Here is a 15,406-nt window from a genome sequence, read left to right as displayed (position 1 = left end):
CGCATTCGCAATAGTTGCCGGCGGAATTTGGTTTGCCGGAGGCGGCGATTCTGCCTATAGTCGCCGATGTCGTCGGTTCCATTTTGGAGCCAAGAGGGAATGCGGTGCGGGCTGACTTGTCGCCCAACGCCGTGGCTGCCCCCGCAACTGTGTGCGGTAGTCCTCTCCATATGCCACTGAAGATTTTTTCTTCGGGAAGGTGGGGAAGGGCGTTGATCCGCGAGCCAGGAGACCTGCCGGCGACAGGAAACTGACTTCTATGCCCTCGGGTGGAGGGCGAAAGGACATGACATGAATACCGCTTCCGTCTCGCTCGGCGCCTCCGTTTCCTCGCAGTCCCGCTTGATGCAGCTCGCTCTCGCTGGATTCCTCGGCCTTTTCGTGATGGGCTTCGTCGGCTTCTCGCATATCGATGCGGTCCACAATGCCGCCCACGATTATCGTCATTCGATGGCGTTTCCCTGCCACTGATAGGGATTTGACATCATGAACCTGTTTCGCAACGTCGTGTTCATCGCGGCGATCGCAGGGCTCGTGGCCGGCGTCGTTCTCGCCTGCATGCAGGCCTATGCCACCGTGCCGCTGATCCTGAAGGCGGAAGTCTACGAACAGGCTGGCGGCGGTCATCACCACGACGATGCCGCGCCGGCTGCAACGGACACCAACGCCATGGGCTCCGCCGCCCCGGCGGGAAATGCAATGAGCACGGCCGCGCCTGCGGAATCTGCTGCTCCGGTCGCGGAAGACGAAGGCTGGGCGCCGGCCGACGGTTTCGAACGTTTCGCCTTCAGCGTGCTTGCCAATATCGTCACCGGCATCGGCTTCGCGCTGATCCTGGTCGCGGTTTCCGAATTCGCCGGCGGCATCGGCAATTGGCGCCGGGGCGTGTTCTGGGGCCTGGCCGGCTTTGCCGTGTTCACGCTGGCGCCGGGCCTAGGCCTGCCGCCGGAACTGCCGGCCATTCCGGCCGCCGACCTCACCCAACGCCAGATCTGGTGGTGGGCAACGGTGGCGGCCACCGCGACCGGCCTTGGCCTGATCGCCTTCCGCAAGTCGCTGCCGCTGGCGATCCTCGCCGTGGCCTTGATGGTGGCGCCGCATATCGTCGGCGCGCCGCAGCCCGACAGCTACGACACGGCGATCCCAGAGGGGTTGCACCACCAGTTTGTGGTGGCGGTGACGGTGACCAATCTGGTGTTCTGGGTGGTGCTCGGCGCCGTCGTCGGCGTGGTGCGCGGCCGCTTTACCGGCACCGCGACCAGCCTGCGCGACAGCTTTGCCTGATCGCGGCAAGCTGACCTTCATTATCGGCGGTGCGCGCTCCGGCAAGAGCGCGCATGCCGAAACGCTCATGACGGCGCTGCCCTCGCCATGGGCCTATATCGCCACCGCGCAAGCCTATGATGACGAGATGCGCGAACGCATCGCGCTGCACCGCTCGCGGCGCGGCGAATGCTGGGCGACGATCGATGCGCCGCTCGATCTCGCAGGCGCACTGGCGGCATTGCCTGATAATCAGCCGGTGCTGGTCGACTGCCTGACGCTGTGGCTGACCAACCATATGCTGGCCGAACATGACCTCGAGCTGGAATGCCGGCGGCTGGCTGATGTGCTGTCGCGGCCGCGCGGGCCATGGTTCGTGGTTTCAAACGAGGTCGGCCAAGGCATCGTGCCGGACAACGCACTGGCGCGCCGCTTTCGCGATGCGGCAGGCCGGCTCAACCAGCAGGTTGCCGCAGTCGCCGATACGGTGCTGCTGATGGTAGCGGGGCTGCCGCTCAAGGTGAAATGAGATGACCGATATCGACGAAAAGGACGAAGAACGCCACCGCGCCAAGATGGCCAAGCGCAAGGCGGTGCAGGATGCCGAGGTGGCGGCCAAGACGATCGAGAAGGGGCTGCTCATCGTCAATACCGGTCCGGGCAAAGGCAAGACGACAGCCGCCTTTGGCCTGGCGCTCAGAATGCTCGGCTATGGCAAGCGCGTCGGCGTCGTCCAGTTCATCAAGGGCAAATGGCATACGGGTGAGAAGGACGCCTTCGCCGCCTTCGGCGACCGCGTCGTCTGGCACGCGATGGGCGAGGGTTTCACCTGGGAGACGCAGGACTTGAAGCGCGACATAGCCGCGGCCGAAGCCGCGTGGAGCAAGGTGCTCGAGCTGATGGCCGATCCGTCGATCAGCCTGCTGGTGCTGGATGAGCTGAATATCGCGCTGCGCTACGATTATCTCGATCTCGACAAGGTGGTTAGCGCGCTCAGGGGCCGTCGCGAGGGGCTACATGTCGTCGTGACTGGCCGCAACGCCAAGCCGGCGCTGGTCGAAGCCGCCGATCTCGTTACCGAGATGGGCGTGACCAAGCATCATTTCTCGGCGGGCGTGAAGGCACAGCAAGGGATTGAGTTTTGAGAGCTGTTGTCCCCTTTTTTGTGGATGAGCATTCAAGTCTGGTCGCCAAACGCTCCCAGGGGGCTCATTTCCTTTCCCTCCGGAGGGGGGGAAAGGTGGCGCTGCGAAGCAGCGACGGATTGGGGGAAGGCGGTTATCGAACGCGCGGTCCGCAGACAGGCAGGGGCAACCCGGCGGGTGCGAGAAACGCGACTGCCGAGCTCGTCGACCCCCACTGCGTCTCGGCTTCGCCGAGCCACCTCTCCCCCGATCGACGGGGGAGAGGAAAGGCGCGAACCTGTTGCAGCCCGGCTCCCTTCCTCCCCTTCGTGAGAGAACTCACGAGGGGGTGAGATCATGCCAGAATGGCGATCGCCGAAACCACGCCGAACAGCGCAATCAACAAATAATCCGCCGTCCGATAGAGTTTCAGCGCCCGTCTTATGTCGGCGCTGTCGGCCTCGCGCCGGCCGCCTTCGCCCATGAAGACGTCCTCGACAAGCACGCCGCCATAGCTGCGCGGCCCGGCGAGTGCGAGACCGAGCGCGCCGGCCATCGCGGCTTCCGGCCAGCCGGCATTGGGCGAGCGGTGTTTCCTGGCGTCGCGCCGCACTGCGTTCCAGGCATTGCGGGGATCTGCGCCCTTGACCAGGAAAGCGGCCAGCACGATCAGCAGGGCCGTCAGCCGCGACGCCGGCAGGTTGACCAGGTCGTCGAAGCGCGCCGCCGCCCGGCCGAAGGCCTCGTGGCGCGGGGTACGGTGGCCGATCATCGAATCGGCGGTGTTGGCCGCCTTGTAGGCGGCGCCGCCGGCCAGTCCGCCGACGCCGATCCAGAAGGCGGGGGCGACGATGCCGTCGGAAAAATTCTCGGCAAGGCTCTCGATCGCCGCGCGGCAGACGCCGGCCCTGTCGAGCGTTTCGGGATCGCGCCCCACGATCCGCGAGACGGCAACGCGGCCCATGGCGAGGCCACCGGTCTCGAGCGCGTCGGCGACGGCCTCGACATGTTCGTGGAGGCTCTTCTGCGACAGAAGCGAGGTTGCAAGAAGAGCGGCAAAGATGAATCCCAGGGGAATGAACCAGAGCAGGATCTGCACGCAGAGGCCAATCGCCGCCGGCACCAGCACGATAACCAGCAGCGTCTGGACACCCCGTTGGCGACGCAGCGCGTCGGAATCGGTGGCGCGGTTGAGCCGGCGGTCGAGAAAGGATATCAGCCTGCCGAACCACGTCACCGGATGACCGATGGCGCGAAACAGCCAGTCCGGGTAGCCCAGGACGAATTCAAAGGCCAATGACAGGAAAGCGATCAGGACTGACATGAAGCTTCTTGATGGGGCGGCGGTGGACCATGGTGGAAGTCTCGGCCGGGCAAGGGCGATGTTCCCCGATGCCCCCCAGCCTTTCGTCGACCTCTCGACCGGTATCAATCCGCACTCCTATCCGCTTTTCGATTTGCCCGCCACCACCCTGTCGCGGCTGCCGGAAACCACGCGGGCGAGTGAACTGACAGAGATCGCGGCCGGCACCTATGGCGCGCCTTCGCCAGCCAACGTCGCGGCGGCACCGGGCACGCAGATCCTGTTGCCGCGCGTGGCATCGCTGGTAAGGCCCGGCAAGGCCTTCGTGCTGGGGCCGACCTATGCCGAACATGCGCGGGCAGCAGCGATCGCCGGGCACGCAGTGACCGAGATCGGCGACTTCGCGGCGCTGGCGCAAGCCGATCTTGCCGTCATCGTCAATCCCAACAACCCGGATGGGCGCGTCATCGAGCGCGACCGGCTGCTGGCGCTGGCCGCTGCAATGCGCGCCAAGGGCGGGCTGCTGGTCGTCGACGAGGCGTTCATGGATGTCGGTCCGCGCCAGCACAGCCTTGCCGGCGATGTCGGCCAGGGCGGCATCGTCGTGCTGCGCTCGTTCGGCAAGTTTTTCGGCCTGGCCGGCTTGCGGCTCGGCTTCGCGCTTTCCGATGGGTCCACGGTCGAACGGCTGGAGACTCAATTCGGACCATGGGCGGTTGCCGGACCGGCGCTGGAATACGGTATTCGCGCGCTTGCCGACATCGGCTGGCAAGACGCGATGCGGGCATCCCTGGCGGATGCATCGGCGCGGCTCGACGGGCTGTTCGGTCGCTTCGGCGTACCTGTCGCGGGCGGCACCACTTTGTTCCGCCATCTCCAACTGCCGAACGCCGCCGGTCTGTTTTCGGCGCTTGGCGAGCGCGGCATCCTGCTTCGGCATTTCGCCGACCGGCCGCATGCGCTGCGCGCCGGCCTGCCGGGGAGTCAGGAGGAATGGCAGCGGCTCGAATCCGCGCTTGCCGAATGGGCGGCGCGGCGCGAGGATCAATCAAGGGGTTGGAAACGATGATCCATGTTTGCTCGCTGGCGAAAATCGAGGAAACGGTGGCCAGGACCGGCGCCGAGCGAATGCTGTCGCTGCTCGCCGCCGGAACGGAAGTGGTCCGGCCGGTCTCGATCGCGAGGCAAAACCACCTGCATCTGGTCATGCACGACATAGCGGCGGCGCAGGACGGAATGACCATGCCGGGCGAGGAACATGTCCGTAACCTGCTCGATTTCGCGCGCCGGTGGGATCGGGCAAGGCCGATGCTCGTGCATTGCTATGCCGGCATCAGCCGCTCGACGGCTTCCGCCTACATCATAGCCGCCGCACTTGCGCCGAACCGCGACGAGGCCGAACTGGCCCGGACCCTGCGCACGCTGTCGCCTTCGGCGACGCCCAATCCCCGGCTGATTGCGGTAGCCGACACGCTGCTCGGTCGCGACGGCCGCATGATCGCGGCAATCGAAGCGATCGGGCGCGGCGCCGACGCTTTCGAGGGCACGCCGTTCGAACTGAAGATCGATAGTTAGTCGCTCGACCCGACTTCAATTCGTCCGCCAGGCGCCAACCATCGTTCGTTCGGGCAGACTGATGCGACCGCTGGCGATTGGCCGAAGTCTTCCCGCCTTCGTCAGAACGGCTCCGCTAATCTAATTTCAGAAGGGCGCGATGTGCCACCTGACGGTCAGAGCATCTGTGGCAGGCAACTATGTTATTTCAGCCATTCGGCGAGCTTCGCCTTGCGCACATCCCGCAGCAGGCTGATGAACCCGTCCGCCTGAAATTCAGCGGTCAGCCGGCCTTTTTCGGCCGTTGCGATGCTTGCGTCGCCGACCACGCCGTTGGGGTTGAGATCGCTGGCGATCCAGGCAAAGGCATGGGTGCCGGTGTGGCGCAGCAGCGAGAATTCCTTCTCGGTCTTGGCGACGTTGGAAACGAAATCGTCGGCCTTGCCCATGTCGACCAAGTCCGGCCGGAAATGCAGCATCAGCGACGTCTCCACATCGCCGCCATGGATGCCGTGACGGTCCTCGAGGTCGGTATACATGCCGGCCGGCCGGCCGAAGCGTTGCCAGCTGGTCTTCACGGCCAGCATCTTTTCGCGCACGCGCAATTCGCGCGTGACGATGCCCATGATCTCCTCGTTGCCGCCATGCGAATTGACGACGATCAGCTTGCGCACGCCGGCGCGCGCGATCGACATGCCAAGCTCGGTCCAGGCTTCGACCAGCGTCGTTGCCGGTAAGGTAAGAGTACCCGGCGCGTGAAGATGCTCGTTCGACTTGCCCACCGCCTGGACCGGCAGGATGCGGATGTCGAGATCGTCGGGCAGGCGCGAAATGACCGTGTCGAGCATGCCGGTCATGATCGAGGTATCGGTCGAGACCGGCAGATGCGGCCCATGCTGCTCGATCGCCGCCACCGGCAGCACGGCGATCGTCGCATCCGGGTCGACCGAGGCGTATTCGGTGGTCCGGTAGTCGCCCCACCACACGCGTCTTTTTGGTTCGTTCATTTCGGGCCTCGACGGAACTGATCTTACGTCAGCGCTGCCCCTCACGGGGAGAGGGGGATCGCCAGCGTTGGAGCGCTTCCTTCTCCCCGTCACTATACGGGGAGAAGGTGCCGGTCCACCCTCCGCAGTTGCTGCGGAGGACGGGCAGGCGGATGAGGGGCAGCACTAACCTTCGTATAAACTTAGCCTATTGCTCTGCCGAGTCGTAGCTCGTCGCTATCCTTCTCACCCAGCCGCGATCACCTCGACCTCGACCTTGAACTCCGGCCGGGCGAAACCGGAGACGATCATAAGCGTCGAGGCCGGCGCCGGGCTGGAAAACAGCCGGTCGCGGACATCCATGTAGGGCCGCAAATGTGCGCGATCGGTGACATAGGCGTTGATGCGAACGATGTCTCGAAGCCCCAGCCCGGCCTCGGCGAGGATCGCGGCGATGTTCTCGAAACAGAGCTCGGCCTGTGGGCCGGCATCCCCGGGTATCTGGTCATCCGCCGTGATGGCGACTTGGCCCGAGCACAGCACCAGCCGCTTGCCGGCAGGCACTTCGATGCCATGGCTGTAGCGGGCAAAGGGCGGCTTGATCGACTTCGGGACGAGAAACTTGAACATGGCAATCTCCGGTTTGGCGCCAGCCTAAGGCTGGATCGGTTGCACCCGCAAGATGCGGTGCATGTCGCCCGGGCGATTGTGGACAGGCGTCCAAAAAATAGGCACGATGCCTCTGGTGCAGCACGACCTTTCCGGCTTCGCAGATGGCTGTGGTGCAGGCGGGCGGTCCCGGCGCCAGAACGCCGGTGGCATGCGTCTTGCTTCTTGAATCTTTGGTGTCGAGCCCGGCGCGTGGCGCGCCGGAGCAAACAAAGGGTGGTGGTGTCGATGTACGGAAAACAGAAGATCTCGGTGGCTGTCGTGGCTCTGCTTGCGGCGAGCACGCTTGGTGCCGCGGCGAATGAAAAAGTCACCTTCGGCACCAACTGGTTGGCCGAGCCGGAGCATGGCGGCTATTACCAGGCCGTGGCGGACCGCACCTACGCCGCCTGCGGCCTCGACGTCACCATCATGCAGGGCGGCCCGCAGGTCAGCGGCCGGCCGTTGCTGCTGGCCGGCAAGATCGATTTCTACATGGGCGGCAATCTGCTGTCGGCCTTCGACGCCGTCCAGCAAGGCATCCCCATGCGCGTGGTGGCTGCCGATTTCCAGAAGGACCCACAGGTCATCATGTCCCATCCGGGCGAGGGGCTCGATAAATGGGAGGACCTGAAGAACGCCGAGCAGTACATTCTGGGCGACGAGGGCGCGCAGACCTTCTTCCAGTGGATGGTCATCGAACTCGGCTTCGACGCCGCCAAGCGCGCGCCTTACACCTACAACACCGCTCCCTTCCTCGCCAACAAGAAGTCGATCCAGCAAGGCTACGTCACGTCGGAACCGTTCGCGGTCAAGAAGGAGGGCGGCTTCGTGCCGAACCAGTTCCTACTGGCCGACTATGGCTGGGACACCTATTCGACCACGATCGAGGTAATGCAGGACACGATCGACAAGAAGCCGGAGGTGGTCCAGTGCTTCGTCGATGGCTCGGCCAAGGGCTGGTACAAATATCTATACGGCGACAACAAGGCCGCCAACGACATGATCAAGAAAGACAATCCCGACATGAGCGACGAGCAGATCGCCTTCTCGATCGAGCAGATGAAAAAGTTTGGCCTTGCCGATTCCGGCGACACCGAAAAGCTTGGCATCGGCGCCATGACCGACGAACGGATCAAGAGCTTTTACGACAAGATGGTCAAGGCCAAGGTCACGCCTGAAGGCATCGACATCAAGAAGGCTTACACGCTGGCGTTCATCAACAAGGGCGTTGGGCTGGACCTGAAGAAATAGGCCGGTCCCGGCATGATGCGGGAAAAAGTGGCGCAAGCGCCTGCAAGTGCGTCGGACGCCGCACCGACATTGCTGGCGCTGCGTGGCGTCGGCAAGGTCTTTTCCAACGGCGTGACGGCGCTGAGCGACGTCGACCTGACGATCCGGGAGGGCGATTTCCTCAGCCTGCTCGGACCGTCCGGCTGCGGCAAGTCGACGGCGCTGCGGCTGATTGCCGGCCTTTCCACGCCGACCTCCGGCGTGCTCGACTGGCGCGGCGGCGCCTCCCTCGACCGCTCGAACATCGGCTTCGTCTTCCAGGAGCCGACGCTGCTGCCCTGGGCCAGCGTCTTCGACAATGTCTGGCTGCCGCTCAGGCTGAAAGGCATCAGCCGGTCCCAGGCGGCGCCGGCGGTGACGCAGATGCTGGCGCGGGTGCACCTGACCGGCTTCGAAGATGCGGTGCCGCGCGAACTGTCGGGCGGCATGAAGATGCGCGTCTCGATCGCGCGGGCCATGGTGACCAAGCCGCGCGTGCTGTTGATGGACGAACCGTTCGCCGCGCTCGACGAGATCACGCGCTTCAAGCTCAACAACGATCTCCTTGAACTGTGGCAGGACGAGCGCTTCACCGTCGTCTTCGTCACCCACAGCGTCTTCGAAAGCGTGTTCCTTTCCAATCGCGTGGTCGTCATGGCGGCGCGGCCGGGCAGGGTGTTCGATGAGCTCGCGATCAAGGCTTCCTATCCGCGCGACGAGGCGTTTCGCACCTCTACCGACTACGCAGCGCTCTGCCGACAGGCCTCCGATGTGCTGATCAATGCCATCAATTCAACAGCAGGCTCGCACCATGACGGCCATTGACGAGCGGTCGCTCAAACTCGACCCCGAGGAAGCGCGCCGTGTGCGCCAGGAGCGGTTTGAGCGGATCGGCCGCTGGCTGCTGCCGATGGCGATCATGATCCTGGCGATCTGGCTGTGGGACCGCATCTGCGTGTGGAACGAGATTCCGCAATACATCCTGCCTCGACCCGGCGTTGTGCTGTGGACGCTCTACAACGATGCCGGCCTGCTGTTCTCGGCGCTGCTGGTGACCTTGCGCATCACCTTCCTCAGCCTGCTCCTTGCTGTTTTTGGCGGGGTCGGGCTGGCGGTGCTGTTCGCGCAGTCGAAATGGGTCGAGATGTCGTTCTTTCCGTTCGCCATCGTGCTGCAGGTGACGCCGATCGTGGCGATCTTTCCGCTGATCAACATCTATGTCGACAACCAGACGACCAAGCTTCTGCTCTGCGCCTGGATCGTCGCTTTCTTTCCGATCCTGTCCAACACCACGCTCGGCCTCAACTCCGTTGACCGCAATTTGCGCGATCTGTTCAAGCTCAATGGCGCGACGCGCTGGCAGCAGTTACGCTATCTGAGATTGCCGGCAGCCATGCCGTATTTCCTCGGCGGATTGAAGATCGCCGGCGGCCTGTCGCTTATCGGCGCCGTGGTGGCCGAATTCGTCGCCGGCACCACCGGCCAGTCGTCGGGGCTCGCCTCGCGCATCATCGAAGCCGGCTACCGGCTCAACGCGCCGCGTCTGTTCGCGGCGCTGTTCCTGATCTCGCTCACCGGCATCCTGATCTTCCTCGTGCTGTCGCTGATTTCACATCTCATTCTGCGGCGCTGGCACGAAAGCGCGCTGAAGCAGGAGCGGTGATGACGCCCTTTTCCGCAGGCAAAAGCTGCCTCTCATCTTTCCCGGCGTTAGCGCCGCCCCTCACCCTTACCCTCTCCCCGTATAGGGACGGGGAGAGGGGGTCGTCAGCGTTGGAGCGCTTCCCTTCTCCCCGTCTCTATACGGGGAGAAGGTGCCGGCAGGCGGATGAGGGGCAGCGATGAGCTCCGAGATTCCGGACTCCGGCCGGTTCGTACTCGGCAACATCCGTGTTCACGCGTCGCTGACGCCCAGCCTGACCGCCATCTTCGATTCCGATGGCTTCGCGCTTGCCGATATCGCAGTCGCCGACGGCAAGATCTCCAGCATCACCGCACATGGCCGATCGGAAGCGCCTGCCGATGCGATCGACCTGGCTGGCCGCATCATCCTGCCGTGCTTCGTCGACTGCCACACCCATATAGACAAGGGCCATATCTGGCCGCGAAAGCCCAATCCCGACGGCACCTTCATGGGTGCGCTGAACGCCACCGGGGCCGACCGCACTGCCCATTGGAGCGCCGAGGACGTGGCGCGGCGCATGGATTTCTCGCTGCGCTCCGCCTACGCGCATGGCACCCGGGCGCTGCGCACCCATCTCGACAGCGTCGCGCCGCAGGAGGAAATCTCCTGGCCGGTATTCGAGACGATGCGCGATCGATGGCGCGGCCGTGTCGAGTTGCAGGGCGCCTGCCTGATCGGCATCGAGGGCGTGCGCGACAAAAAGTGGTTCGACAGGCTGGCAAAACGGGTCGCCGCCGCCAAGGGCGTGCTTGGCGTCGTCACCTATATGGTGCCTGATCTTGAAGAGCTGCTCGACCATGTCTTCGCGCAAGCCATCAAGCACGGCCTCGATCTCGATTTCCATGCCGACGAGACCGACGACGTTTCCGCGATCTCTCTGAAGAAGATTGCCGAGGCGTCGCTCTGGAACGGTTTCGAGGGAAAGATCCTGGTCGGCCACTGCTGCTCGCTGGCGCGCCAGCCGGATCTCAATGTGCTCGACACCTTGGACAAGGTGGCGAAGGCCGGGCTCTCCGTCGTGTCGCTGCCGATGTGCAACCTCTATTTGCAGGACCGGCGCGGCGACGGCACCACGCCACGCTGGCGAGGCGTGACGCTGCTGCACGAGATGAAGGCACGCGGCATTCAGGTCGCCGTCGCTTCCGACAACACGCGCGACCCCTTCTATGCCTATGGCGATCTCGATATGCTCGAGGTCTACCGCATGGCGACGCGCATCCTGCATTTCGATCATCCGGTCGCGGACTGGCCGCAAACGATCACCGCGACGCCGGCGAGCGTGATGCGGCTCGACGGGTTCGGTACGCTTGCCCCCGGCGGCGATGCCGACTTCATCGTCTTCAAGGGCCGGAGCTGGACGGAATTGCTGTCGCGGCCCGAATCGGATCGCATTGTCGTGCGTGGTGGACGCGCGATCGACCGCCAACTGCCCGACTACGCAGAACTCGACGAACTGATGGTGGAATGATGGACGTTTCGGCGCTCAAGCGCGATCTCGAAGGCCTTAAGATCGACGACAATCCGGCGATCGTCCAGCAGAAGAGCCGCGACTTTTATTGGTATAGCCCGGTGCTGAAGCGGCAGCTCGATCATGTCACCGGCGATCTGATCGTGACGCCGAAGAACGAGGCCGAACTGATCCGCGTGCTCGCCGCCTGCCACCGGCATGCCGTCCCTGTAACGCCGCGGGGCAGCGGCACCGGCAATTACGGCCAGGCGATGCCGCTCTCCGGCGGCGTGGTGCTCAACCTCGCCGAGATGAACGGGATCAAGTCGATCGCGCCGGGGCGCGTGGTGACCGGGCCGGGCGCGGTGCTGGCCGATATAGACAACGCAACGCGCGCGCATTCCGGCCAGGAATTGCGGCTGTCGCCCTCCACCTACAACACGGCCTCGATCGGCGGCTTCATCGCCGGCGGTTCGGGCGGCGTCGGCTCGATCAATTTCGGCGGCCTGCGCGATTTCGGCAATGTGCTGCGGCTGCGTGTAGTAACGATGGAAGCCGAGCCGAAGGTGCTCGAACTCACCGGCGAGGATCTGCACAAGGTGACCCACGCGTACGGCACCAATGGCATCATATCGGAAGTCGAGATGCCGCTGACCGCAGCCTATGACTGGATCGACGTCATCGTCGGCTTCGATGCTTTCATGGACGCGGCCCGCTATGGCAATGCGCTCGCCTGCCAGGACGGCATCCTGACCAAGCTGATCACGCCGATAGCCGCACCCGTGCCGCAGCTCTATTTCAAGCGGCACCAGAAGTTTTTCAGGGAGGGGCAGAGCATCTGCGTCGTCATGGTGGCACAGCATGGGCTGGATGCCTTCCTTGCCTTCACCCGCCGCGCCGGCGGCGAGGTCATTTTCAGCGCCGCTACAGCGACGCCGGAAGAGAAAAAAGGCCTGCCGCCTGCCTATGAGCTGGCCTGGAACCACACCACGCTCAGGGCGCTGCGCGTTGATCCTTCGATCACCTATCTGCAATCGCTCTATCCCTTTCCCAACCAGTTGAAGCTGGTCGAAAAGATGGACGCGATGTTTCCCGGCGAAGTCTTCTCGCATCTGGAATTCGTGCGGCTGGACGGCAACATCACCTGCTTCGGCCTGCCGCTGGTCAAGTTCACCACCGAGGCGCGGCTCGACCAGATCATCCGCCTGCACGAGGAGAATGGCTGCCCGATCTTCAACCCGCATCGCTATACGCTGGAGGAGGGCGGCATGAAGCAGACGGATGCGGTGCAGCTCGCTTTCAAGCGCGAGACCGATCCGCAGGGATTGCTCAATCCCGGCAAGATGATCGCCTGGGAAAACCCGGATTACGACTATCGTTCCGGCCGGACTTTTTTGTTCAAAGGGCTGCAGAGGACGGGATGAGAGGTTTGTGCTTGAACGCCCCCCTCCAGGATGTCCTCCTGTGAACATCCTCGTCCTCTACGCCCATCCCGTGGAGACCAGCTTCAATGCCGGCCTGCACCGGACGATCGTCGAGCGGCTGACGGCGGCGGGCCACTCCGTCGATGACTGCGATCTCTATGCCGAGGATTTCGACCCGCGGCTGGCGCGCCAGGAGCGGCTGGACTACCACAATCCGCGCGGCTCAGCCGACCCCGCGGCGCCCTATGTCGAGCGGCTGCTGCGAGCCGATGCGCTGGTGCTTTCCTATCCCGTCTGGAACTACGGCTTTCCGGCAATCCTGAAAGGGTTCTTCGACCGCGTTTTCCTGCCCGGCGTGTCGTTCAAGCTGGTCGACGGCAAAGTGCAGCCGTCGCTGCACAATGTACGCAAGGTCGCAGCGGTCACCACCTACGGCGGAAGCCGGTTCCGCGCCATGCTGATGGGGGACCCGCCGCGCAAACTGATCAAGCGCATGCTGCGCGCCACCGTAAAGCCGGGCGCTTCCGTTTCCTATCTGGCGCATTATTCGATGAACCTTTCGACCGACGAGACGCGCGAGGCGTTCTTGGCCAAGGTCACGGCCAGCATGGACAGATTCTGATGCGCGCGCTGGTGGTCTACTGCCATCCGGTGCCGGATAGTTTTTGCGCCGCAATCCGCGACATTGCGGTCGAGACGCTGAAGGCGAGAGGCTGGGAGGTGCGCCTGCTAGACCTCTATGCCGAGAAATTCGACCCGGTGATGAGTTGCGAGGAGCGGCGCACGTACAACAACCAGGCACCGCAGGACCCGGGATTGAAGCCGCATTTCGAGCTGCTCATCTGGGCCGAAGCGATCCTCTTCGTCTATCCGACCTGGTGGTATGGGCTGCCGGCGATGCTGAAGGGCTGGCTCGACCGGGTGTGGGCGACGGACGTCGCCTTTAAGCTGCCGGCCGGCAAGGGGCGGATCAAGTCGCTGATGCGGCATGTGACCAAGGTCGGCGTCATCACCACCTGCGGCGCGCCGACCTGGTGGAGCGTTATCGTCGGCCAGCCGGGACGCAAGACCTTGCTGCGCGGCATGCGGGCGCTGTGCGCCACGCGCTGCCGGACGTTCTTCCTGGCGCACTATCTGATGGATGCGTCGACGCCGCGGACGAGGGCCGCGTTTCTGGCGAAGGTGCGGGCGAAGCTGGAAAGGTTTTGAGTTCCTTACCCTCCCCCTTGTGGGGAGGGTCGATCCGCCTAGCGGATCGGGGTGGGGGTCTCGTAGGGCGCACCCCCACCCCGGCTCGCAATCTCCGCTTCGCTCCGACTGCGAGCCGACCCTCCCCACAAGGGGGAGGGTAAGAAGGCGCTACATCCTCGTCCGCTCCGCCTTCGGATCGTACATCGGCTTCAGCGATGCTTCGGCGGCGAAGCGCTCGCCGGCGATCTCGATCTCATAGGATGAAGCCAGCACCTCCGCCTCGCTCTCGCCCCGGCACTCGATATAGCCGAGCCCGACCGCGCCGCCGAGGTAATGGCCGTAATTGCCCGATGTGATCGGGCCGACGATCTTGCCGTCGCGCAGGATCGCTTCGTTGTGGAAGAGCAGCGGTTGCGGGTCTTTCAGCCGGAACTGGACCAACCGGCGGCTCAATCCGGTTTCCTTCTTTTTCAACACCGCGTCGCGGCCGATGAAATCGCCCTTGGCCGTCTTCACCGCGAAACCGAGGCCCGCCTCCAGCACATTGTCTTCGTCGGTTATGTCGTGTCCGAAATGCCGAAAGGCCTTTTCGATGCGGCAGGAATCCAGCGTGTGCAGGCCGCAGAGCTTCAGGCCGACATCGGCGCCAGCCTCGTCGATCGCCTCGAAGACATGGGCCGCCTGCTCGGTCGAGACGTAGAGTTCCCAGCCGAGTTCGCCGACATAGGTGACGCGGTGGGCACGGGCGAGGCCCATGCCGATCTCGATCTCCTGGAACGTGCCGAACGGATTTTTCTCGTTGGAGAAATCGTTGGGACTGACCTTCCGGATCAGCTTTCGCGCATCCGGGCCCATCAGGCACAGCACGGCTTCCGCCGCCGTCACATCGGTGATGACGACGAACTCCTCGCCGACATGCCGGCGCAGCCAGGCTAGATCACGTTGCAGCGTGGCACCGGGTACGACCAGGAAGTAGGCCGTATCCGAAAGGCGCGACACGGTGAGGTCGCTTTCGATGCCGCCGCGCTGGTTGAGCATCTGCGTGTAGAGGATCTTGCCCGGCGCGACGTCCATGTCGTTGGCGCAGAGCCTTTGCAGGAAAGCACAGGCGTCTCGGCCCTCGACCCGGATCTTGCCGAACGAGGTCATGTCGAACAGGCCGACCTTGTTCCTGACCGCAAGGTGTTCCTCGCGCTGGTTGTCGAACCAGTTCTGCCGCTTCCAGGAATAGCGGTATTCGCGCTCCTGTCCTTCGCGGGCGAACCAGTTGGCGCGCTCCCAGCCGGCGACTTCGCCGAACACGGCGCCGCGCGCCTTGAGTTGCTCATGCAGGGGTGAGCGCCTGATGTTGCGCGACGTCGCCATCTGGCGATAGGGGAAGTGGTCGGCATAGAGCAGGCCGAGCGTTTCCGAGACACGCTCCTTGAGGTAACGGCGGTTCTTCTGGAACGGCTGGGCGCGGCGGATGTCGACTTCCCACAGGTCGAAAGGCGCCTCGCCATCGTTGATC

The 15,406-nt window shown here is 64.0% G+C and carries 17 protein-coding genes and 1 riboswitch; of the genes, 13 read left to right on the top strand and 4 right to left on the bottom strand.

What is annotated here, in order from left to right; genetic code table 11:
* Window positions 1–56 precede the first annotated feature (56 nt).
* Window positions 57–255, top strand: a riboswitch (cobalamin riboswitch).
* Window positions 256–291: 36 nt separating this feature from the next.
* The 4 genes from NKJ26_RS23935 to cobO are packed head-to-tail and all read left to right on the top strand — an operon-like array spanning window position 292 to window position 2,408.
* The gene (locus NKJ26_RS23935; RefSeq protein ID WP_027026005.1) at window positions 292–471 is read left to right on the top strand and encodes a CbtB domain-containing protein; all 180 of its coding nucleotides are present in this window, start codon (window positions 292–294) and stop codon (window positions 469–471) included.
* Window positions 472–486: 15 nt separating this feature from the next.
* Window positions 487–1,284 carry a CbtA family protein gene (locus NKJ26_RS23930; RefSeq protein ID WP_352697550.1) on the top strand — a complete coding sequence of 266 codons (798 nt, stop codon included), beginning with the start codon at window positions 487–489 and terminating at the stop codon, window positions 1,282–1,284.
* Window positions 1,277–1,792: a bifunctional adenosylcobinamide kinase/adenosylcobinamide-phosphate guanylyltransferase gene (gene cobU, locus NKJ26_RS23925; protein WP_352697548.1), complete on the top strand. Its 516-nt coding sequence runs from the start codon at window positions 1,277–1,279 to the stop codon at window positions 1,790–1,792. The genes NKJ26_RS23930 and cobU overlap by 8 nt, the downstream gene beginning before the upstream one ends.
* Window position 1,793: 1 nt before the next feature.
* Complete coding sequence (cobO, locus tag NKJ26_RS23920; protein WP_352697546.1) at window positions 1,794–2,408, top strand: cob(I)yrinic acid a,c-diamide adenosyltransferase; 615 nt, start codon at window positions 1,794–1,796, stop codon at window positions 2,406–2,408.
* A 334-nt stretch (window positions 2,409–2,742) separates the two neighbouring features.
* Here cobO and cbiB read toward each other — a convergent pair whose 3' ends face one another.
* Window positions 2,743–3,711, bottom strand: coding sequence for an adenosylcobinamide-phosphate synthase CbiB (cbiB, locus tag NKJ26_RS23915; protein ID WP_352697544.1), 969 nt, complete (start codon window positions 3,709–3,711; stop codon window positions 2,743–2,745).
* Between cbiB and cobD the strand changes: the two genes are divergently transcribed.
* Together cobD and NKJ26_RS23905 are read left to right on the top strand one after the other, a co-directional pair.
* On the top strand, window positions 3,710–4,759 hold the full coding sequence (cobD, locus tag NKJ26_RS23910) for a threonine-phosphate decarboxylase CobD (RefSeq protein ID WP_352697542.1): 1,050 nt from the start codon (window positions 3,710–3,712) through the stop codon (window positions 4,757–4,759). The two genes, cbiB and cobD, sit on opposite strands and share 2 nt — an antisense overlap.
* A complete protein-coding gene (locus NKJ26_RS23905) occupies window positions 4,756–5,265 on the top strand; it encodes a tyrosine phosphatase family protein (RefSeq protein ID WP_352697540.1) in 510 nt (169 codons plus the stop codon). Before cobD ends, NKJ26_RS23905 begins: the two co-directional genes overlap by 4 nt.
* Before the next feature lie 182 nt (window positions 5,266–5,447).
* On the opposite strand, the gene NKJ26_RS23900 is transcribed toward NKJ26_RS23905, so the two are convergent.
* Window positions 5,448–6,251 carry a creatininase family protein gene (locus tag NKJ26_RS23900; RefSeq protein WP_352697539.1) on the bottom strand — a complete coding sequence of 268 codons (804 nt, stop codon included), beginning with the start codon at window positions 6,249–6,251 and terminating at the stop codon, window positions 5,448–5,450.
* A 225-nt stretch (window positions 6,252–6,476) separates the two neighbouring features.
* Window positions 6,477–6,860 (bottom strand): RidA family protein, encoded by a 384-nt coding sequence (locus tag NKJ26_RS23895; protein WP_352597913.1) that lies wholly within the window; start codon window positions 6,858–6,860, stop codon window positions 6,477–6,479.
* Between the two features lie 267 nt (window positions 6,861–7,127).
* Here NKJ26_RS23895 and NKJ26_RS23890 point away from each other — a divergent pair, with 267 nt between their 5' ends.
* The 7 genes from NKJ26_RS23890 to NKJ26_RS23860 all read left to right on the top strand — a co-directional run bounded on the left by NKJ26_RS23890 (window position 7,128) and on the right by NKJ26_RS23860 (window position 13,914).
* Entirely contained in the window at window positions 7,128–8,132 is a 1,005-nt protein-coding gene (locus NKJ26_RS23890; RefSeq protein ID WP_352697537.1) for an ABC transporter substrate-binding protein, read from the top strand.
* Between the two features lie 12 nt (window positions 8,133–8,144).
* Window positions 8,145–8,975, top strand: coding sequence for an ABC transporter ATP-binding protein (locus NKJ26_RS23885; protein ID WP_352697535.1), 831 nt, complete (start codon window positions 8,145–8,147; stop codon window positions 8,973–8,975).
* Complete coding sequence (locus tag NKJ26_RS23880; protein WP_352597916.1) at window positions 8,962–9,813, top strand: ABC transporter permease; 852 nt, start codon at window positions 8,962–8,964, stop codon at window positions 9,811–9,813. Before NKJ26_RS23885 ends, NKJ26_RS23880 begins: the two co-directional genes overlap by 14 nt.
* 178 nt (window positions 9,814–9,991) lie before the next feature.
* Entirely contained in the window at window positions 9,992–11,302 is a 1,311-nt protein-coding gene (locus tag NKJ26_RS23875) for a cytosine deaminase (RefSeq protein ID WP_352597917.1), read from the top strand.
* Window positions 11,302–12,705 carry an FAD-binding oxidoreductase gene (locus NKJ26_RS23870; protein ID WP_352697637.1) on the top strand — a complete coding sequence of 468 codons (1,404 nt, stop codon included), beginning with the start codon at window positions 11,302–11,304 and terminating at the stop codon, window positions 12,703–12,705. The genes NKJ26_RS23875 and NKJ26_RS23870 overlap by 1 nt, the downstream gene beginning before the upstream one ends.
* Before the next feature lie 40 nt (window positions 12,706–12,745).
* Window positions 12,746–13,327 carry an NAD(P)H-dependent oxidoreductase gene (locus NKJ26_RS23865; RefSeq protein WP_352597918.1) on the top strand — a complete coding sequence of 194 codons (582 nt, stop codon included), beginning with the start codon at window positions 12,746–12,748 and terminating at the stop codon, window positions 13,325–13,327.
* Complete coding sequence (locus tag NKJ26_RS23860) at window positions 13,327–13,914, top strand: NAD(P)H-dependent oxidoreductase (protein WP_352597919.1); 588 nt, start codon at window positions 13,327–13,329, stop codon at window positions 13,912–13,914. The genes NKJ26_RS23865 and NKJ26_RS23860 overlap by 1 nt, the downstream gene beginning before the upstream one ends.
* A gap of 150 nt (window positions 13,915–14,064) precedes the next feature.
* Here NKJ26_RS23860 and NKJ26_RS23855 read toward each other — a convergent pair.
* Window positions 14,065–15,406 (bottom strand): glycine cleavage T C-terminal barrel domain-containing protein (locus tag NKJ26_RS23855; protein WP_352697533.1); only part of this gene is annotated, 1,342 nt, incomplete at its 5' end.

Origin of the sequence: Mesorhizobium sp. M0152 (assembly GCF_040322415.1) — a bacterium.
In the GTDB taxonomy this organism is placed as follows: domain Bacteria; phylum Pseudomonadota; class Alphaproteobacteria; order Rhizobiales; family Rhizobiaceae; genus Mesorhizobium.
This window is presented reverse-complemented; position numbering and strand designations above follow the sequence as displayed.